This is a genomic window from Pseudomonas sp. R2-37-08W, assembly GCF_003851705.1.
Classification (GTDB): domain Bacteria; phylum Pseudomonadota; class Gammaproteobacteria; order Pseudomonadales; family Pseudomonadaceae; genus Aquipseudomonas.
Genome location: NZ_CP027728.1, coordinates 4,124,741 through 4,141,407, shown reverse-complemented (window position 1 = coordinate 4,141,407; position 16,667 = coordinate 4,124,741). Strand labels below are relative to the sequence as shown.

Genomic DNA, 16,667 nt, shown 5'->3' with positions numbered 1-16,667 from the left:
GGCTTGACGCCCGCCGTGCGGGCTCTCCTTTCAAATGCGCACGCTGCCTTGTGGGCAACGTGCGGAGCTACTTGCAGGTCTACCCGCAGACCTCAGTCGATGCGCTTGGCCGACTTGATCAGGACGGGATCGATTGGCACGTTCTGCATGTTTTGCTTGGTGGTGGTCTGGGAGTTGACGATGACATCGACCACGTCCATGCCCTTGACCACTTTGGCGAATACGGCGTAACCGGCATCGCGACCCGGGTCGAGGAAGGCATTGTCGGCCACGTTGATGAAGAATTGGCTGGTGGCCGAGTCGGGATTAGACGTACGTGCCATGGACAGCGTACCGCGAACGTTATGCAGGCCGTTGCTGGCTTCGTTCTTGATCGGTGCTTCGGTCGGCTTCTGCGACATCTGCTGGGTGAACCCGCCGCCCTGAACCATGAAGCCTGGGATCACACGGTGAAAAATCGTGTTGGTGTAGAAGCCTTTGTCGACATAGGCAAGAAAATTCTTGGTACTGATCGGCGCCTTGACCGGGTCCAGTTCGATTTCAATGTCGCCGTTGGTGGTGGAGATCAAGACGTGGGGGGCCTTGACGGGCTCGGCTGCCATCAGGTTGGCAGCGAACAGAACGGAACCGGCAAGGAAGGCGATTTTTTTCAGCATGGGTCAGTGATCCTGGGTAGTGGCATCGACGGAGTTTAGAAAGTCGAGCAGGGTAGCGTTAAAGACTTCGGGTTGGTCCAGGGGCGTGGCATGGCGGGAATCTTCAATCACCACCAGTCGCGCGTTGGGCAGCAGTTTTACATAGATTTCTTTCTGCGCCACGGGGGTGTAGTCGTGTTCGGCGCTGATAACCAAGTTGGACAGGTGATTCTGGAGCGTTGTTCCTGCCGCCACAGCGCACCCTCGCGTCGAGCTTGCGGAATTGAAAGCAGGCCATGGGCGAACTCCTTCAGGCTTGCCGGGGGCCGCGAAGGGCGCGTCCAGCGGAGCGGTATCAAAGGTGCGCAACAATTCCACGAGGATCTGCGTCGCCGGGCCCAAGGGTTTGTCCTTGTTCGAATACAAATAGAATGTGGGATGGCGGCTGCCGCCCTGTTCCAGGGGCAGTTGCTTGAGCACGCCTTCAGCGAGTTCGCGCTCGATCATGTGCCGGGGCAACCAGGCAAAACCCAGGCCGCTGCCCACAAACGCGGCGGCGGTGGCCAGGCTGCCGACGGTCCAGCGCTGTTCGGCGCCGAGCCAACCCACATCCCGCGGTTGCTGGCGGCCGGAGTCACGGATGACCACCTGCATCTGGCTTTCCAGGTCCTGGAAGCTCAACTCACGGTTCATGCGGTGCAACGCATGTTCGGGGTGGGCCACGGCGACGAATTCCACATCGCTCATTTCCGTGCCCAGGTAACCGGCGATGCTGAACCCGCAAATCGCCAGGTCCGCCACGCCTTCTATCAGCAGCTCTTCGACGCCGGAGAGCACCTCCTCACGCAAGCGCACCCGGCACCCTCGGCTCTGCGGCATGAATGCGGTCAGGGCGCGCACCAGGCGCGCATTGGGGTAGGCCGCATCCACGACCAGCCGCACTTCGGCTTCCCAGCCTTGTTCCATGTGATGGGCGAGGTCTTCCAGTTGACTGGCGTTTTTCACCAGTTGCCGCGAGCGGCGCAGCAGCACTTCACCGGCATCGGTGAGCACCGCCTTGCGCCCGTCGATGCGCAGCAGCGGCACGCCGAGCTGGTCCTGCATGCGCGCCACGGTGTAGCTCACCGAGGACTGCGAACGGTGCAGCGCTTCGGCCGCCTGGGCGAAGCCGCCATGGTCGACCACGGCTTGCAACGTGCGCCATTGATCGAGGGTAACGCGGGGCGCTTTCAAGATGAGCTCCTCTTGTCCTAAGCTGGCGGTCCTTATTGGAGACTGCCGAATGAGAAAATTCTGTTGTGTGGTGCTGGCGTTGCTGCCGATGAGCGCGTTTGCCTATCCCATCGACGTGACGAAAAAGATCGAGGGTGTAAGCATCGATTACACCGCGTCCGATGTGGACGGCGATATCAGTTCGATTCAGCTCAACAACTACGGCACGACAGCGGCGGTGTGTTCGGTAGTCTTTACCAACGGCCCTGAGGCGCCGCGGCGTCGTACCGTCACCGTGCCTGCGGGCAAAAGCACCAACACCACGGTCAAGTTCAACCGCGCGATCATCAAGATGCGCATCGCCCTGACGTGCGCGCCGAAATAAAGCAAAAGCGGAGCATGCCCAACGGAATACTCCGCTTATAAACAAATTTCTAGATGGGTTATAGCAGTTTTTTGTGCTTTTTAATCGAACGGGCCCTGGTTAATCTTTTCTCCATCGACTTACAGCATTTACCGATGGAGCCTACATGGCCATGTCCAACGTTCTGATCATCGAAAGCAGCGCTCGCCAGCAGGATTCGATTTCCCGCCAACTGACCCAGCAATTCATCAGCCAATGGCAGGCCACTCATCCAGGCGACCGGATCACCGTGCGCGACGTGGCGCTCAACCCCGTGCCCCATCTGGACGCCAACCTGCTGGGCGGCTGGATGAAACCCGCCGAACAACGCAACGCTATCGAACAGGCATCCCTGGACCGCTCCAACGCCTTGACCGACGAACTGCTCGCCGCCGACGTGCTGGTGATGGCGGCGCCGATGTACAACTTCGCCATCCCCAGCACCCTCAAGGCCTGGCTGGACCATGTGTTGCGCGCTGGAGTGACCTTCAAGTACACCGCCACCGGGCCGCAAGGTTTGCTGACCGGCAAGCGCGCCATCGTGCTCACTGCCCGTGGCGGCATTCACACCGGTGCCGCATCGGACCATCAGGAACCGTACCTGCGCCAGGTCATGGCCTTTATCGGAATTCACGACGTCACCTTTATCCATGCCGAAGGCGTGAACCTGAGCGGTGACTTCCAGGAAAAAGGCCTCAACCATGCAAAGGCGCTGCTTGCCCAAGTGGCTTGATCCTTTAATCGCCAGATAATCCCCCGGTGTTTATCTAGGGCCACGCAATCCCTTCAAGTACGCGTACCGAACCTCCCTTTGCACTTGTGCTCCTGAGTGCTCCTGCCCGACTGCCGCTTTAGCGAGGTCGGGTTTTTTTTGCCTCGAGTTTCTTCAAACATCGAAAAGCTTTAATGTCGCGCCCATTCGAAACGAGGCGCACATGGGCTATCTACTGGTTGTTACTCTGATTCAGGCATTTTCCTTCAGCTTGATCGGCGAATACCTCGCCGGTCACGTCGACAGCTATTTCGCGGTGCTGGTGCGCGTGGTCCTGGCCGGGCTGATCTTCATTCCATTGACCCGCTGGCGCGCGGTGGAACCGGCATTCATGCGCAGCATGCTGATCATCGGTGCGCTGCAGTTCGGCGTGACCTACGTGTGCCTCTACCTGAGCTTTCGCGTACTCACGGTGCCGGAGGTGTTGCTGTTCACTGTCCTCACACCGTTGCACGTGACCCTGATCGAAGACGCGCTCAACCGGCGCTTCAATCCCTGGGCACTGGTCGCCGCGCTGGTGGCGGTGGCGGGCGCGGCAGTAATCCGCTTCGACCAGATCACGCCGCACTTCTTGATGGGCTTCCTGCTGCTGCAACTGGCCAACTTCACCTACGCCGCCGGGCAAGTCATGTACAAGCACTTGGTGGCGCGCTATCCAAGTGATCAGCCGCACTACCGGCGTTTCGGCTATTTCTACCTGGGCGCCTTGGTGGTGGTGTTACCCGCGTTCCTGCTGTTCGGCAAGGCCGACTTCCTGCCCCAGGCCCCGCTGCAATGGGGCGTGCTGGTGTTCCTGGGACTGGTCAGCACCGCACTGGGCATGTACTGGTGGAACAAGGGGGCCTGCCTGGTCAATGGCGGCACCCTTGCGGTGGTGAACAACCTGCATGTGCCGGTGGGGCTGCTGCTGAACCTGCTGATCTGGAACCAGCATGAGCCTCTGGGAAGGCTGGCCTTGGGCGGCCTGGTGATTCTGGCGGCGGTGTGGGTCAGTCGGTTGGGGATCAAGCGGGCGTCGCTTACATAGCAGCGAGAGACTTGTGCCAGGCCGAATAGGGCGTGTTTTTCACCTGACATTGATTGAAGTCGGGTGAACCGTCATCCCACCAGACGGGCCCGCGCTCACCCAGATCAACCTTGGCCTTTTGAACCTTCGCCCTCGCGCTTTTCAGCTGGCCCTCATCACCTGACGCTTTGGCGGTTTTTACTTCACGACGCGCATCCATAAGCTCGTTAACCAAACGCTGCCGAACGTCTGAGGGTAGTAAAGGATTACTGCATCGCCAGAGTTTGCCATTGACTACGAAATAGCGGCCATCGGGCGTTGTTGGATACATCAATGGGCGTCTCCTACTCTTATACTCAATGACCTTGTTCCGTTACCTGGGATTCAATTTATTAATAGGGCGTACGCTTACAGTTCTATCAGTTCATGCTCGGGTCTTTTTTGGTGTAACGTAACAACACATCTAGAAGAGGTTTCCAATGTCTAAACTCGCAGAATTCCGCCAGCTCGAAAAACACCTCGCCGAACAGCTTCAGGCCCTCGAAGCTTTGAAGGGCGATGCCGGCCTCAAGAAAGAAATTGAATTCGAAACGAAGCTGCGCGATTTACTCGCAAAATATAGCTACAGCCTGAAGGACGTTATCAACTTGCTTGATCCACAAGCAGGGCGTCGCGTTCCAGCCGTCGAATTCAAAGCCGGCAGCCGCAAGCCACGCCAGTTGAAAGTTTATAAAAACCCTCATACCGGTGAAGTCGTCGAAACCAAGGGCGGCAATCACAAAACGCTAAAGGCTTGGAAAGCAGAACATGGCTCCGCGACTGTTGAGTCCTGGCTGGCGAAGTGACGACCTAAGGTATCAAGTGCATATCGCGTAGTTTGTCGAACACGTCGAAAAATGCTTGATCGCTCGCCTGGTAGGCGGTAAAGCCCATGGCACGGCTTTTCGACATATCCGTGACAACTTCAATGGGGCGACCAAGGTCTGCATCCGTGTGCCATGGTGACACCAGGCGACCTATATCGGGTTCTTTCAGGCCGTGTTCCGCGACCATTTGCGCCCATACGGCCTGGTCGTCAGCCATCTGCTTTTCAAGGGGTGAGAGTGACGCGGGATAATCGGCAGCAGGCAAGGCGAAATAGTCGGCAATTCGGCCCCACATCCATTTCCAACGGAATACATCGCCATTGGTGACGTTGAATGCCTGATTGGCCGCAGCCGGCGTGGTGGCCGCCCACAGTTGTTGTATGGCCAACTGCCGTGCATCCGTCATATCGGTGAGGCTGTCCCACTGCACTTTTGATCCGGGAAACACAAAAGGGCGATGGGTTTGTTTGCAAATCGAGGCATAGACGGCGAGGGTGGTTGCCATATTCATCGCGTTGCCTACCGCAACCCCGGTGACGGTATGCGGGCGATGAACGCTCCATCTGAAGCCGTCCTTTTCAGCGGCGGCGAATAGTTCGTCTTCCTGGGCGTAGTAGAAATTTTCGATATCCAGACGCCCCTGTTCTTCGCGAAACGGTGTTTGCGGAAGGCTGCCCTTACCATACGCTTCGAACGGGCCGAGGTAATGTTTCAGGCCAGTAACCAGAGCCACGTGCTCAACGCTCTTGGCTGGGCGAATGGCGGTGAGCACGTTACGTACCATGGCCGCATTAACGCGAATGTTCTCGGCCTCCGTGGCTTGCCGTGACCAAGTAGTAATGAATACATGAGTGGGTTTCAAATCCGCCAGCGCATGTTGCAGCGAAGCTGGATCCTGAAGGTCTGCCGCGACAGGGATAACACCTTGCGCTTGCGACGGGTGCCTCGACAGCGCGGCGACCTGCCAATTGTTCTCGATTAGTAATTGAGTGATGGCGCTGCCGACGATTCCGCTGGCGCCCACGACTAAAGCTGTCTGGCTCATACGTTTCTCCTGGATTTAGGTTTGGGAGTGCGCCTGAGCAACAGAGGTTCAACCTGAACCTGAACCGGATCCGCATTGAGCGGCACAAGGTAGAACTGGCCCAACCCTTCGCTGAGCCGGCACGGAACTACGGCCTCGGCACCCCCGGAACATCCATATTGATCTTGCGCCAGAAGGCTTCAGAGAAGCTGTAAGCCGAGAACGCAATTAGCCCCAAGGCCATCACCATCAATATCAGCCATCCAGCTGGAAGATTCTGCAGCGCGTTCAGGGCTTCTTTCATACCTGGTGGGTTCATGGCTTGATAAGTGGAACCGCTGATTGCCAGCAACAACGCGATCTCTATAAAAACTACTCCACGGGCAATTAGGCCGAACCGCGACACTGGGCGGACGTACTGCATGACGTCTTCATCGGCCTCAAAATATTTCTCGAACGAGGCTTTCCACCCCTTGATGATGTGAGCAATACCTACACCGAGTGGAACAAGTGCGATCAGGTACACCAACACATTCGAGTGATCCCATGACAAGAGATGCGCCAGCCAGTCTTTGGTCTGCCCGCTGGAGTTACCCGAGCTTTTAATGCCGCTAATAAGCAGGCCCAATGCAAAGAGCGCGAGAGCGCCGTTGACCATACCTCCCGCTAACAGACCCGCGCGAATCACCAAGCCTTTAAGTTCCTTGCCATGATGGTCGACATCACGCGTAGCTTGCAGAGCGCGCCAAGCCGCAAATGCGAGTAGACCCGCCACCACAAGCCCAACGAGAAAATAGCCGAAGGGTTGGCTAAGCAGTGCTTCCAGGCTCTTGTGGCTGTCTTTTGGTCTTGTCGAATCCTGTGCTGCCAGCAGTGCGAAGATGCCGATGATCAAATACAGCACGCCCCGAGCGGCGTAGCCTCCCCGAGCGAGTATTACCAGGCCTTGTTGTGCAGACATTCGATGTATTCCCGAGCTTTGATACAAAAGCAGACCCCTCTCGCTGGGTGGGGTTCTATTAACAGCAAGCGTCCGTCAGACTCCAGGCTGGATTTCGGAGCCAAGACATGAACCTTGCCAAGCGTGACTTCACCAAACAACTTCTTATTGATGCTGGGATACGTGAGGGGATGCGTGTTCTGGATGTCGGCTGCGGAACGGGGGACGTTTCCTTCCTGCTAAGCACTCTGGTCGGCGAGACTGGCGAAGTCGTCGGGGTTGATCACGATGATAATGCGCTTGCTACAGCACGCAAACGCGAGGCATCCGCTAAGTACCCTGTGCCCAATTTCATTCAAAGCGGGTTACTCAACCTGACTGAATCTATTGGCATGTTCGACGCTATCGTGGGCAGACGAGTGCTCATGTACCAGGCAGATACCGTGGCCACCGTCAGCGCACTGGTCAAGCATCTTCATCCAGGCGGGGTAATGGTGTTCCAGGAGCATGATACGACGATGGCCCCAGCCAGCATTGACGCCTTCCCCCTGCACAGAACGGCGCAAGGCTGGATACAGCAGATGATCGCGCGCGAAGGCGCCGACTTGCATATCGGCTTTAACCTGCACGGTATCTTCACCGCTGCCGGATTGCGTGTTGCGGATGTGCGTGCCGAATGCGTCGTACAAACCCCTGATACACCTTACGGCCTGGGCTACATCGTACGTGCCTGCTTGCCACGCATAGTCGCGCTGGGGGTTGCGACACCAGACGAGGTCAACATTGAAACGCTGGAACAACGTCTGGACGATGAGCGAAGCCAGTCAGGCGGAATATACGTCGGGGACGTAATGTTCGGGGCGTGGGCCTATAAGCCGGGGCAGTCTTGATCCCAGACACCTCGGTATGGAGAAAAATGCTGACAAAAAAACAGCTGATTAGCCCTGTTCGCGTAAAGAAACTCGGTTTGGACGCCCGAAACCGGTACCCTATGCAGCTGATATTTTGTATTTCTTCGAGGTAGCACCCGTGTTTTCCCAATTCGCCCTGCACGAACGCCTGCTCAAAGCCGTGGCCGAGCTTAAATTTGTCGAGCCTACGCCTGTGCAAGCAGCGGCCATCCCGCTCGCGCTCCAAGGGCGTGACCTGCGGGTGACGGCGCAAACCGGTAGCGGCAAGACCGCTGCATTCGTCCTGCCGATTCTCAACCGCCTGATCGGCCCGGCCAAAGTCCGCGTCAGCATCAAGACGCTGATCCTGCTGCCAACCCGCGAGCTGGCCCAGCAGACCTTGAAGGAAGTGGAGCGCTTTTCCCAGTTCACCTTCATCAAGTCCGGCCTGATCACCGGCGGTGAAGACTTCAAGGTCCAGGCCGCCATGCTGCGCAAGGTGCCGGACATCCTGATCGGCACCCCAGGCCGCATGATCGAGCAACTCAATGCCGGCAACCTCGACCTCAAGGAAGTCGAAGTGCTGGTGCTCGACGAAGCCGACCGCATGCTCGACATGGGCTTTGCCGATGACGTGCAGCGCCTGGTGGCCGAGTGCATCAACCGCCAGCAGACTATGTTGTTCTCCGCCACCACCGGCGGCTCGACCCTGCGCGAGATGGTTGCCAAGGTCCTGAACGATCCCGAGCACCTGCAGGTCAACAACGTCAGCGATCTGAACGCGACCACACGTCAGCAGATCGTTACCGCTGATCACAACGTGCACAAAGAACAGATCCTCAACTGGCTGCTGGCCAACGAGACCTACCAGAAGGCGATCGTGTTCACCAACACCCGCGCCGCTGCCGACCGCATCTACGGCCGCCTGGTAGCGCAGGAATACAAGGCGTTCGTGCTGCACGGCGAAAAGGACCAGAAGGACCGCAAGCTGGCCATCGACCGCCTCAAGGCCGGCGGCGTGAAGATCCTGGTCGCCACCGACGTCGCCGCACGCGGCCTTGATGTGGATGGCCTGGACCTGGTGATCAACTTCGACATGCCGCGCAGCGGCGACGAATACGTTCACCGTATCGGCCGTACCGGGCGTGCTGGCAACGATGGCCTGGCCATCTCGCTGATCTGCCACGGTGACTGGAACCTGATGTCGAGCATCGAGCGCTATCTGAAGCAATCGTTCGAGCGCCGCACCATCAAGGAAGTCAAAGGCACCTACACTGGGCCGAAGAAGGTCAAGGCGTCGGGCAAGGCCGTCGGCGTGAAGAAGAAAAAGACTGACGTCAAGGGCGACAAGAAGAAAGCCGGCGCCAAGTCGCCGACCAAGCGCAAGATCGCCAACCGGCCGAAGACCGACAACCTGTCGCTCGTCAGCAAGGACGGCATGGCCCCGCTCAAGCGCCGCAAGCCGGAAGTACCCGCTGCCGAGTAAGGCCTGAGTTAGACGAAAAAAACCGGACATTGTCCGGTTTTTTTATGCGCTCAGTTTGATCGCTCCCATGCTCCGCGTGGGAGCGCAGCCAGTGGCGCTCCGCGCCACGCTTTGTTCATTTGGCTTTGGCAGCGGCTTCCTTCAGCTCTTTAAGCCGGGCATCGATCAACTGGCATTTGTCGGGAAATTGCGCGCTTTCGGTGTCCAGATCCATCTTCTGCAACTGGTCATTCATCTCCTTGGCTTTGGCGGGGTTCTGCTCAGTGAGCCGGCTCACTTCCTTGGCCAGCGCCTCACGCTTGGCCGTGGCCTCTTCGGGCGTGCAGGCCCAGGCGGGCAGGGCGCCCAGCAGCGTGGCGGCAATGGCCAGGTTCATCAGGGTTTTCATGGTTCGGACCTCCTTGGCGATGATGTTCGGTTGAGGGGGCAAACGCCTGGAAAGTTCAGGGAAATGACGCCCCGTCCATCCAGCTGAACGGCCAGCGCGCGGGCGGGTCACTAGTTTTGACAGGCTAATTTTTCTACGCCTGCAGGAGGAATCAGGATGACGACTTACAACTGGGATCTGATCGAGCGGCTGTTGCATGAAGTGCAAAACGGCGAGGGCAGTTTTGCTCCCCGCAAATACGCTGAGCAGGAAGCCGCCGAGAAGGCCACGGCGGGTGAGCCCACCGGCAATCTGGATGCGTTGAAGAAGACCGCCGCCGATTATGAAGCGCTGTTGTTCAAGCGCGGGTTTATTGAGTCGCGTCCGGAGGAAGAGGGCGGCAATGGTGAGAATTTCATTCTGACTCCGCGAGGTGCAAGCCTGCTCTCGCTGATCGATAGCTCAATCCCGGGGGAGAATCACCCGCGTCATGTGTTGGACCAGCAGGACGACGCGCTGGATGAACAAACCTTTGATCGTGTCGCGTCCGAGGCGGCTATTGCCGGTGGTGCGATTTAGGGTTTACGCGCGAGTGGTAGCGGGTGTGCCTGCTTCCACGTTTATTGGGATGGAGTGGCCTTCAGGCACTTCAGCGCCTTGAAGTCGCTGCGCACGGCGTCGATTTTCTGGGTCAGCTTCAAGCGTTGCTGCGCGGTGCTTTCAGCCATCAGGTCAACGATCAGGCTGCGCGCCGCGGCTTCGGTCTGTGCGTAGGCGCTGCGGTACGCCGGGGTCCACAGGCTCTCACGGTCGACCAGCAGTTGCTGCATCCTGCGCGGGAAGTCGACGCTTTGACGCTGCTGCACGGCGTCGATGAATTGAGCCTGCCAGCGCGCGCGGTTGCCGATCCACTCGGTGTTCTGATCACCCAACGCGACGGACCACGCCATCACCCGGCTTTGCTGACGTGTACTGAGCGGGCCGATCCAGGCGTCCAGGCGCTTGCTCATGCGTTCGGCGCGTTCCTTGATCTGCTGGGGCAGTGGCGGCTTGAGGTATTCGTCCTGGCGTTTGCGCAGGTCTTTGGCCAGGGCGTCGTTCATCTCCTTGACCTGTTGGTCATCCAGACCTTGCAGCAATTGCACCGCAGTCGGGGTGATTTCACGCGCAATCTCGCCGATGGCCTGCTTGGCTTCCACGGTACGGGTTTGTAAGGCCGCGTCCGTGACCTGATTGCTGTCGACCATCGTTTGCAAGCGGTCCAGCCAATCCAGGTAACCCGGCAATTGCGTGGTGCAGTGCCATGCCAGGTGCTGCTTGAGGCTGTCGTTGAACCAGCTCTTTTGCCCGGCGTTCATGTCCAGGTAATCGTTGAGGGTCCAGGGGATAATCACATCGAGATTACGGTAGGCCAGGCCTACGCGGTTGCAGCCGGCGAGCGCCAGGCTCAGGGTCAGCAATAACGCCAGAAATTTGAGCCGACGCAACATGGGCGGGTCCTTGCACGGATGGGGGTTAATGCATGTGAACCTGCGGCGGGGGCGACAGTTCAGCCCATCAATAAAACGATCGCACGGCCTTCAAGGTCAACAGCCCATCACATTGCGAATTGTGTCCGGAGTAGGCCGAACAGTCCCCACCACTGAGGCTGGAGTCGCTGTAGATCAAGTCCAGGTCAACGCCTTTCCATTCTCGGGAGAACTGTACCGACCAGTCGCTGAACGTGCGGATGGAGCCATTTTCCACCGAAACCGGGGTGCCCAGCTGATGGGTGGTGTACTTCATGCTGACCCCGATACCGAAAGGCTGGGTACCGCCGAGGTCGGCAAACAGCGTGCTGTCCTGGCGGTCGGGGTCGTTGCTGAAGGAGGCGCCGAAGCGGTTGCCCAACAGGTTCAGGCCACCGTAGAACTCCTGGCTGTCCAGAGGGCTGAGCTTGGGATAGCTGTAGTGGATCAGGCCGACTTCGTAGCCCAGGGTCTGGTCGAAAGGGTGTTTGAAACCCATGTAGGAATCGATTTCGAGCGTGCTCTTGGAGGACAGGTCCATATTCGGCGAGAACTGCCCGAAATACACGCCGCTGTCGTGGCTCAAGTCCAGGCCGCCGTGGAACGAGTCGCTGCCGGGCGCGGTGGGCTTGACCAGACCCTGGGCCATGCTGCGGCTGGGCGTGGTGCCCAATTTAAGGTCAAAGTCGCCCAATTCGCGCTGGAAGATCTGCGCTTGGGCGAGCGGACTGGCAATTAACGCAACGATCAGAAACGTGCAGGGTTTGAACATGCTTCACTCCATGAAAAGCGAGGAGCAGTAACGAAAAATCAGGCGGATGCCCGTGCTAGACGTGTGCAAGGATACCGGCGAATGCGCGCAGATGAGGCCCGTTCGTCGTTTTTGCGCAATAAAGGGTGAAGCAGAGGGTGTTTCGGAGCTCTAGTCCTAGCGCCTTGAAGGCAAGACGCTTAGGGACCAGGTGCGTTGCGCAGGTGTTACTTCTTGCCCAGGCTGATCTGCTTGGACGGGCCGAAAGTCTGGCCGCTTACGCCCTTGGCAATTTGCTGGATTTCGCCACCGGACTTGAGAAACGCAGCAATCTGGCTGTTGATCGATTCGCTGGTTTCAACGGCGGGAGCTGGCTTTGCTTTGCTGTTGGATGCTTTTACACGCATGGCGGCCACTAACCTGTAGAAAATTAACTTGGCCAGGCATCGTACAGGAAATACTTGACAATTGCTTGGCAAATATCCCTCAGACATTAACGTAGCGTCTGGAAACGCGCCGAACTTGATCGATGATTTAATCGGCTAACTTACTGTTTTAACTCAAAAGCTTGTAATGACGGGGCGTTGGCGACCGGTAAAATTTGTAGGAATGATCAGACGAGCGGGGCGGTGCCACTGTAGCGCCACGTCAGCCTGCGGATTTTTCAGGCGCGCGGGCGTGCCTGACACAAACCGGGTAGAATGCCGCCCACGCAATGAGGGTATCTGGAAATGGCTTTAGTCGGGCGCTACAACAGCTTGCAAGTGGTTAAACACACTAACTTTGGTTTGTACCTGGATGGTGCGCAGGACGGTGAAATCCTCTTGCCTAATCGGTATATCCCCAAAGATATTCCCAGTGAAGATGAAGACTGGCTTAACGTTTTCATTTATCTGGACAGCGATGACAAACTTATCGCCACCACTGAGAAACCCAAAGTTCAAGTGGGCGAGTTTGCCAGTTTAAAAGTGGTGGAAGTCAACAGTATCGGCGTTTTCCTCGATTGGGGGCTGCCAAAAGACCTGTTGCTGCCCTACTCAGAAGAAAAACGTCAGTTGAGCGCCGGTGAGTATTGCGTAGTGCATGTCTACCTCGACAAGCACACCAAACGCATCACCGCTACCGCGCGGCTTGACCGCTACCTGGACAAAACGCCGGCCAATTACCAGGTAGGCCAGGAAGTCGACCTGCTGGTGGCCGAAGCCACGGACATGGGCTTCAAGGCGATCATTAACAACAAGCACTGGGGCCTGATCCACAAGAACGAGGTGTTCAAGTTCCTGCGCCCAGGCAAGGAAGAGAAAGGCTTTATCAAGGAGATCCGCGCCGATGGCAACATCAGCCTGAGTCTGCAGCCGGTTGGCCAGGAAGCGGCGTCCAGCCTCAACTCGAAGATTCTTGCCAAGTTGCGTGACAACAACGGCACCTTGCCGGTCAGTGATAAAAGCGATCCTGCTGTGATCAGCAACTTGTTTGGCGTGAGCAAAGGCAACTTTAAAAAGGCCATTGGTGCGCTCTACAAGCAGGGGCAGATTGTGATTCATGCGGACCGCATTGAACTAAGCTGAGTGCGGTTTGCTCTGCTGTAGGAGCAAACTCGCTCCTGCAGTGGACCGGTCAAATGTCGAAGAAAACGCTGTTTGCCTATCTTGGCACCCTGTTCGCCTTCCTGGTGCTCGACGGCCTTTGGCTCGGCGTCCTCATGGGGCCCACCTATAAAAGCCTGCTCGGCTCGCTGATGCTCGACCAGCCGCGTCTGTTGCCGGCGGTTGTATTTTATCTGCTCTACGTCCTCGGTTGCGTGGTGTTCGTGGTATTGCCCAGCGCTAGCTGGCAACGCGCTGCGCGTCTGGGCGCCTTGCTCGGGTTGGTCGCCTATGGCACTTACGACCTGAGCAATTGGGCCACGCTGCAAGGCTGGTCTGCGGGCCTGGCGGTGATGGACATGGCGTGGGGCACGGTTCTGACAGCGATCTGTTGCACCGTCGGCTACCTGTGTGCACAACGGGTGCGCCAGTGATTGTGTACAGGATTGTCGTGCACCGTTGCTGCGCATCTACCTTATAGCCAAACCTTGATAATCCTTTTGGAGCGCCATTCCAAGGGGATTGTGTGCCATTGGCACGCATCCTGCTGAATACCTCGTATACAACCCATGTAGCCGACCGTATGCATACCGCGACGTCAGCGCAGGGCGATATTTCGAGGAGTCCAGCGATGACGGAGCAATTGCCCAAAGGCTACAGCCCACGGTTATACAACCAGGATCTGGGCCCACTGCCGCAAAAGTGGACCTGGTACAACATCTTCGCCTTCTGGATGAGCGATGTGCACAGCGTCGGCGGCTATGTCTTCGCCGCCAGCCTGTTTGCCCTGGGGCTGGCGAGTTGGCAGGTGTTGATCGCCTTGCTCGCGGGTATCTGCATTGTGCAACTGATCGCCAACCTGGTGGCCAAACCGAGTCAGCAAGCGGCGGTGCCTTACCCCGTGATCTGCCGGCTGGCATTTGGCGTGTTTGGCGCGAATATTCCTGCGGTAATCCGAGGCCTGATCGCGGTAGCGTGGTACGGGATTCAGACGTACCTGGCGTCGAGTGCCTTGATCATCGTGGTGCTGCGCTTCTTCCCGTCGATGGCCGTATATGCCGAGCCGCATTTTGCGGGTTTGTCCTACCTGGGCTGGTTCGGCTTCCTCAGCTTATGGGTATTGCAGGCCGCCGTGTTCTGGGCGGGCATGGAGTCCATCCGCCGCTTTATCGACTGGGCCGGCCCGGTGGTGTACGCGGTGATGTTTGTCCTGGCCGGCTGGATTGTCTGGAAGGCCGGCTGGGCGAATATCAGCTTTACCCTGGCGGAAAAATCGCTGTCGGGCTGGCAGGCGTTCGGCCAGGTAATCGTGGCGACGGCGCTGGTGGTGTCGTACTTCTCCGGGCCGACCTTGAATTTTGGTGATTTCAGCCGCTACTGCCGCAGCATGCAGGACGTGCGCCGTGGCAATTTCTGGGGGCTGCCGGTGAATTTCCTGGCGTTCTCCCTGGTCACCGTGGTGATCGTCTCGGGCACCCTGCCGGTGTTTGGCGAAATGCTGCATGACCCGATTGCCACCGTGTCGCGTATCGACAACAGCATGGCCGTCCTGTTGGGTGCCTTTGCGTTCGTTACCGCCACTATCGGTATCAATATCGTCGCCAACTTTGTCTCGCCCGCGTTCGACTTCGCCAACATTGCGCCAAGCAAAATCAGTTGGCGCGCAGGGGGGATGATCGCGGCGGTGGCATCGATCTTTATCACGCCATGGAACCTGTTCAATAACCCGCTGATGATCCATTACACCCTGGATATCCTCGCCGCATTTATCGGACCACTGTTTGGCATCCTGCTGGTGGATTTCTACCTGGTCAAAAAGCAGCGCATCGACGTGGACGCGCTGTTCGATGACAGCCCGAGCGGGCGTTATTACTTCGATGGCGGTGTGAACTGGACGGCGGTCAAGGCTTTGGTGCCGGCGACGTTGATGGGCGTGGCGATCACCTTTACGCCGGCGTTGCAGGGCATGGCCAATTTCGCCTGGTTTACCGGATGCTTGCTGGGCGGGCTGTTTTTTCTAGTGCTGACGCGGCGCGAGCAGGTCCGCGTACCGACCCCTGTGGTCGCCGGCTGATCAATACGCTGCCCGCCACCAACAGGCCGCAACCGGCAATCACCAACGCCGGTTGCAGGCTGCCGCTCCAGTGGCTGCTCACGGAAGCCAGCAGCGGGCCGCTCAATTGGCCGATCGCAAAGCTGGCGGTCAACAGTCCGGTGTTGCGTTGATAGCCATTGGGCGCTACCTCGCGCAAGCGTGCCATGACCAACTGCATGCAGGCCAGAAACGGCGCACCGCACAGTAACACCCCCAGCGCCAGCCCCCAGCCATTGCCCAGCAGGCAAGTGAACACGCCAGCGGCTTGCAGCCATAGCGTGGTCATCAGCCAGCGCCGGGTGGTGTTCGGGTCCTTGCGGCGCAGGCTGGCAATCACCACGCCCGTTGCGGCGGCCAGGCCGAAACAAGGCCAGAACAAGTCGGCCTGCCAGGCGCCTTTGAACTGCGCGCTGGCCATCTGCGACAGGAAGGTGGCCGGAATGATGTAGCCCAGGCCGTACAGGAAGTAGATCCAGCCTAGGTGCGCAATGCTGCTGTTATTGCCGGTGCTGGGAGCGGGTGCAACCGACGCGCTCGGTTTCGGCAAGAAGGGCAGGATGACCAGTAGCATCACCAGTGCCACTGCCCCATATACCAACCACAGCGTCGCGGAGCTTTGCCCCAGCAGGTTGGAGCCCAACGCCAGCAAACCCGTCAGCAAAATTCCCACCCCCGGCCCCGCAAATACCAGCGCTCCCAGGCGCGGCCTGCCAGCGGCAATCGCCAGTGGCTGGCTCAGGCTGGTGATCATCACCAGGGCCCAGGCGCTGGCGACACCGGTGCCGAAACGCAGCAGCAGGTGCGGCCAGAACCCGTGGGCCCAGTATGACGCCAGGGTCAGCAGCACGCAGAGCCACAGGCCACCGTACAAGCGCCCCTTAATATGATGATGACTGCGAGCGAATATCGAGTCCACGGCACCCACGAAATAACCCAGGTAATTGGCGGCCGCGATCAGCCCCGCGCCGGTCAGGTCGATCTGGCCTTCGCTGAGCAAATGCGGCATCTGCGGGGTGAGGGCAAAGCGGCCGATGCCCATGGCCATCATCAGGGCGACAAAGCTGGCGGTTAAGCGAATCAGCGGTGACATGTTCAGGTGTCCTGCAATAAAGCGAAGACCGTCAGG

19 protein-coding genes and 2 pseudogenes are annotated in these 16,667 nt (G+C 58.3%); 10 read left to right on the top strand and 11 right to left on the bottom strand.

Going from position 1 to position 16,667, the window contains the following annotated elements; genetic code table 11:
• Nucleotides 1-92: 92 nt before the first annotated feature.
• The 3 genes and pseudogenes from C4J93_RS19055 to C4J93_RS19050 form a co-directional block, all read right to left on the bottom strand.
• Nucleotides 93-656 (bottom strand): peptidylprolyl isomerase, encoded by a 564-nt coding sequence (locus C4J93_RS19055; protein ID WP_124430209.1) that lies wholly within the window; start codon nucleotides 654-656, stop codon nucleotides 93-95.
• A 3-nt stretch (nucleotides 657-659) separates the two neighbouring features.
• Nucleotides 660-883: pseudogene (locus C4J93_RS27785) on the bottom strand (alpha/beta fold hydrolase); the annotation flags it as partial.
• Nucleotides 884-956: 73 nt separating this feature from the next.
• Nucleotides 957-1,868 (bottom strand): annotated as a pseudogene (locus C4J93_RS19050) (LysR family transcriptional regulator); the annotation flags it as partial.
• 49 nt (nucleotides 1,869-1,917) lie between these two features.
• Between C4J93_RS19050 and C4J93_RS19045 the strand changes: the two are divergent.
• From C4J93_RS19045 to C4J93_RS19035, 3 genes are all read left to right on the top strand, one after another.
• Nucleotides 1,918-2,232 carry a 3-phosphoglycerate kinase gene (locus C4J93_RS19045; protein ID WP_124430208.1) on the top strand — a complete coding sequence of 105 codons (315 nt, stop codon included), beginning with the start codon at nucleotides 1,918-1,920 and terminating at the stop codon, nucleotides 2,230-2,232.
• 151 nt (nucleotides 2,233-2,383) lie between these two features.
• Nucleotides 2,384-2,983 carry an FMN-dependent NADH-azoreductase gene (locus C4J93_RS19040; protein WP_124363862.1) on the top strand — a complete coding sequence of 200 codons (600 nt, stop codon included), beginning with the start codon at nucleotides 2,384-2,386 and terminating at the stop codon, nucleotides 2,981-2,983.
• Between the two features lie 202 nt (nucleotides 2,984-3,185).
• Complete coding sequence (locus tag C4J93_RS19035) at nucleotides 3,186-4,049, top strand: carboxylate/amino acid/amine transporter (protein ID WP_124363861.1); 864 nt, start codon at nucleotides 3,186-3,188, stop codon at nucleotides 4,047-4,049.
• Here C4J93_RS19035 and C4J93_RS19030 read toward each other — a convergent pair.
• Nucleotides 4,042-4,359, bottom strand: a complete 318-nt coding sequence (locus tag C4J93_RS19030; RefSeq protein WP_124430207.1) for a hypothetical protein — start codon at nucleotides 4,357-4,359, stop codon at nucleotides 4,042-4,044. The two genes, C4J93_RS19035 and C4J93_RS19030, sit on opposite strands and share 8 nt — an antisense overlap.
• Nucleotides 4,360-4,507: 148 nt before the next feature.
• Between C4J93_RS19030 and C4J93_RS19025 the strand changes: the two genes are divergently transcribed.
• Nucleotides 4,508-4,873, top strand: coding sequence for a histone-like nucleoid-structuring protein, MvaT/MvaU family (locus C4J93_RS19025; RefSeq protein ID WP_124430206.1), 366 nt, complete (start codon nucleotides 4,508-4,510; stop codon nucleotides 4,871-4,873).
• Between the two features lie 4 nt (nucleotides 4,874-4,877).
• Here C4J93_RS19025 and C4J93_RS19020 read toward each other — a convergent pair whose 3' ends face one another.
• Together C4J93_RS19020 and C4J93_RS19015 are read right to left on the bottom strand one after the other, a co-directional pair.
• Nucleotides 4,878-5,939, bottom strand: a complete 1,062-nt coding sequence (locus tag C4J93_RS19020) for an SDR family oxidoreductase (RefSeq protein ID WP_124430205.1) — start codon at nucleotides 5,937-5,939, stop codon at nucleotides 4,878-4,880.
• 127 nt (nucleotides 5,940-6,066) lie between these two features.
• Nucleotides 6,067-6,879, bottom strand: coding sequence for a DUF1206 domain-containing protein (locus C4J93_RS19015; protein ID WP_124430204.1), 813 nt, complete (start codon nucleotides 6,877-6,879; stop codon nucleotides 6,067-6,069).
• 107 nt (nucleotides 6,880-6,986) lie between these two features.
• Between C4J93_RS19015 and C4J93_RS19010 the strand changes: the two genes are divergently transcribed.
• Nucleotides 6,987-7,748, top strand: a complete 762-nt coding sequence (locus C4J93_RS19010; RefSeq protein WP_124430203.1) for a methyltransferase domain-containing protein — start codon at nucleotides 6,987-6,989, stop codon at nucleotides 7,746-7,748.
• Nucleotides 7,749-7,887: 139 nt separating this feature from the next.
• Nucleotides 7,888-9,234 (top strand): DEAD/DEAH box helicase, encoded by a 1,347-nt coding sequence (locus C4J93_RS19005; protein ID WP_124430202.1) that lies wholly within the window; start codon nucleotides 7,888-7,890, stop codon nucleotides 9,232-9,234.
• A gap of 115 nt (nucleotides 9,235-9,349) precedes the next feature.
• On the opposite strand, the gene C4J93_RS19000 is transcribed toward C4J93_RS19005, so the two are convergent.
• A complete protein-coding gene (locus C4J93_RS19000; RefSeq protein ID WP_124430201.1) occupies nucleotides 9,350-9,622 on the bottom strand; it encodes a hypothetical protein in 273 nt (90 codons plus the stop codon).
• A gap of 156 nt (nucleotides 9,623-9,778) precedes the next feature.
• Here C4J93_RS19000 and C4J93_RS18995 point away from each other — a divergent pair, with 156 nt between their 5' ends.
• Nucleotides 9,779-10,180, top strand: coding sequence for a transcriptional regulator (locus C4J93_RS18995; protein ID WP_124363853.1), 402 nt, complete (start codon nucleotides 9,779-9,781; stop codon nucleotides 10,178-10,180).
• 41 nt (nucleotides 10,181-10,221) lie between these two features.
• Here the strand turns inward: C4J93_RS18995 and C4J93_RS18990 are convergent, their stop codons facing one another.
• The 3 genes from C4J93_RS18990 to C4J93_RS18980 form a co-directional block, all read right to left on the bottom strand.
• Nucleotides 10,222-11,091, bottom strand: a complete 870-nt coding sequence (locus C4J93_RS18990) for a DUF6279 family lipoprotein (protein ID WP_124371464.1) — start codon at nucleotides 11,089-11,091, stop codon at nucleotides 10,222-10,224.
• Nucleotides 11,092-11,158: 67 nt separating this feature from the next.
• Complete coding sequence (locus tag C4J93_RS18985) at nucleotides 11,159-11,881, bottom strand: TorF family putative porin (RefSeq protein ID WP_124371463.1); 723 nt, start codon at nucleotides 11,879-11,881, stop codon at nucleotides 11,159-11,161.
• Between the two features lie 206 nt (nucleotides 11,882-12,087).
• Nucleotides 12,088-12,267, bottom strand: a complete 180-nt coding sequence (locus tag C4J93_RS18980) for a hypothetical protein (RefSeq protein ID WP_003193095.1) — start codon at nucleotides 12,265-12,267, stop codon at nucleotides 12,088-12,090.
• Between the two features lie 324 nt (nucleotides 12,268-12,591).
• Between C4J93_RS18980 and C4J93_RS18975 the strand changes: the two genes are divergently transcribed.
• From C4J93_RS18975 to C4J93_RS18965, 3 genes are all read left to right on the top strand, one after another.
• Nucleotides 12,592-13,428 carry a S1 RNA-binding domain-containing protein gene (locus C4J93_RS18975; RefSeq protein ID WP_057721276.1) on the top strand — a complete coding sequence of 279 codons (837 nt, stop codon included), beginning with the start codon at nucleotides 12,592-12,594 and terminating at the stop codon, nucleotides 13,426-13,428.
• 53 nt (nucleotides 13,429-13,481) lie between these two features.
• The gene (locus tag C4J93_RS18970; protein ID WP_124363849.1) at nucleotides 13,482-13,880 is read left to right on the top strand and encodes a DUF2177 family protein; all 399 of its coding nucleotides are present in this window, start codon (nucleotides 13,482-13,484) and stop codon (nucleotides 13,878-13,880) included.
• 197 nt (nucleotides 13,881-14,077) lie between these two features.
• Nucleotides 14,078-15,520: an NCS1 family nucleobase:cation symporter-1 gene (locus tag C4J93_RS18965; protein WP_124367897.1), complete on the top strand. Its 1,443-nt coding sequence runs from the start codon at nucleotides 14,078-14,080 to the stop codon at nucleotides 15,518-15,520.
• Here the strand turns inward: C4J93_RS18965 and C4J93_RS18960 are convergent.
• Nucleotides 15,432-16,631, bottom strand: a complete 1,200-nt coding sequence (locus C4J93_RS18960; RefSeq protein WP_124430200.1) for an MFS transporter — start codon at nucleotides 16,629-16,631, stop codon at nucleotides 15,432-15,434. The genes C4J93_RS18965 and C4J93_RS18960 overlap by 89 nt on opposite strands.
• Nucleotides 16,632-16,667 lie beyond the last annotated feature (36 nt).

What these genes read in the sequence shown, in the direction of transcription:
- C4J93_RS19055 (WP_124430209.1), bottom strand. Translation starts at nt 656, where the DNA reads ATGCTGAAAAAAATCGCCTTCCTTGCCGGTTCCGTTCTGTTCGCTGCC.
- C4J93_RS19045 (WP_124430208.1), top strand. Translation starts at nt 1,918, where the DNA reads ATGAGAAAATTCTGTTGTGTGGTGCTGGCGTTGCTGCCGATGAGCGCG.
- C4J93_RS19040 (WP_124363862.1), top strand. Translation starts at nt 2,384, where the DNA reads ATGTCCAACGTTCTGATCATCGAAAGCAGCGCTCGCCAGCAGGATTCG.
- C4J93_RS19035 (WP_124363861.1), top strand. Translation starts at nt 3,186, where the DNA reads ATGGGCTATCTACTGGTTGTTACTCTGATTCAGGCATTTTCCTTCAGC.
- C4J93_RS19030 (WP_124430207.1), bottom strand. Translation starts at nt 4,359, where the DNA reads ATGTATCCAACAACGCCCGATGGCCGCTATTTCGTAGTCAATGGCAAA.
- C4J93_RS19025 (WP_124430206.1), top strand. Translation starts at nt 4,508, where the DNA reads ATGTCTAAACTCGCAGAATTCCGCCAGCTCGAAAAACACCTCGCCGAA.
- C4J93_RS19020 (WP_124430205.1), bottom strand. Translation starts at nt 5,939, where the DNA reads ATGAGCCAGACAGCTTTAGTCGTGGGCGCCAGCGGAATCGTCGGCAGC.
- C4J93_RS19015 (WP_124430204.1), bottom strand. Translation starts at nt 6,879, where the DNA reads ATGTCTGCACAACAAGGCCTGGTAATACTCGCTCGGGGAGGCTACGCC.
- C4J93_RS19010 (WP_124430203.1), top strand. Translation starts at nt 6,987, where the DNA reads ATGAACCTTGCCAAGCGTGACTTCACCAAACAACTTCTTATTGATGCT.
- C4J93_RS19000 (WP_124430201.1), bottom strand. Translation starts at nt 9,622, where the DNA reads ATGAAAACCCTGATGAACCTGGCCATTGCCGCCACGCTGCTGGGCGCC.
- C4J93_RS18995 (WP_124363853.1), top strand. Translation starts at nt 9,779, where the DNA reads ATGACGACTTACAACTGGGATCTGATCGAGCGGCTGTTGCATGAAGTG.
- C4J93_RS18990 (WP_124371464.1), bottom strand. Translation starts at nt 11,091, where the DNA reads ATGTTGCGTCGGCTCAAATTTCTGGCGTTATTGCTGACCCTGAGCCTG.
- C4J93_RS18985 (WP_124371463.1), bottom strand. Translation starts at nt 11,881, where the DNA reads ATGTTCAAACCCTGCACGTTTCTGATCGTTGCGTTAATTGCCAGTCCG.
- C4J93_RS18980 (WP_003193095.1), bottom strand. Translation starts at nt 12,267, where the DNA reads ATGCGTGTAAAAGCATCCAACAGCAAAGCAAAGCCAGCTCCCGCCGTT.
- C4J93_RS18975 (WP_057721276.1), top strand. Translation starts at nt 12,592, where the DNA reads ATGGCTTTAGTCGGGCGCTACAACAGCTTGCAAGTGGTTAAACACACT.
- C4J93_RS18970 (WP_124363849.1), top strand. Translation starts at nt 13,482, where the DNA reads ATGTCGAAGAAAACGCTGTTTGCCTATCTTGGCACCCTGTTCGCCTTC.
- C4J93_RS18965 (WP_124367897.1), top strand. Translation starts at nt 14,078, where the DNA reads ATGACGGAGCAATTGCCCAAAGGCTACAGCCCACGGTTATACAACCAG.
- C4J93_RS18960 (WP_124430200.1), bottom strand. Translation starts at nt 16,631, where the DNA reads ATGTCACCGCTGATTCGCTTAACCGCCAGCTTTGTCGCCCTGATGATG.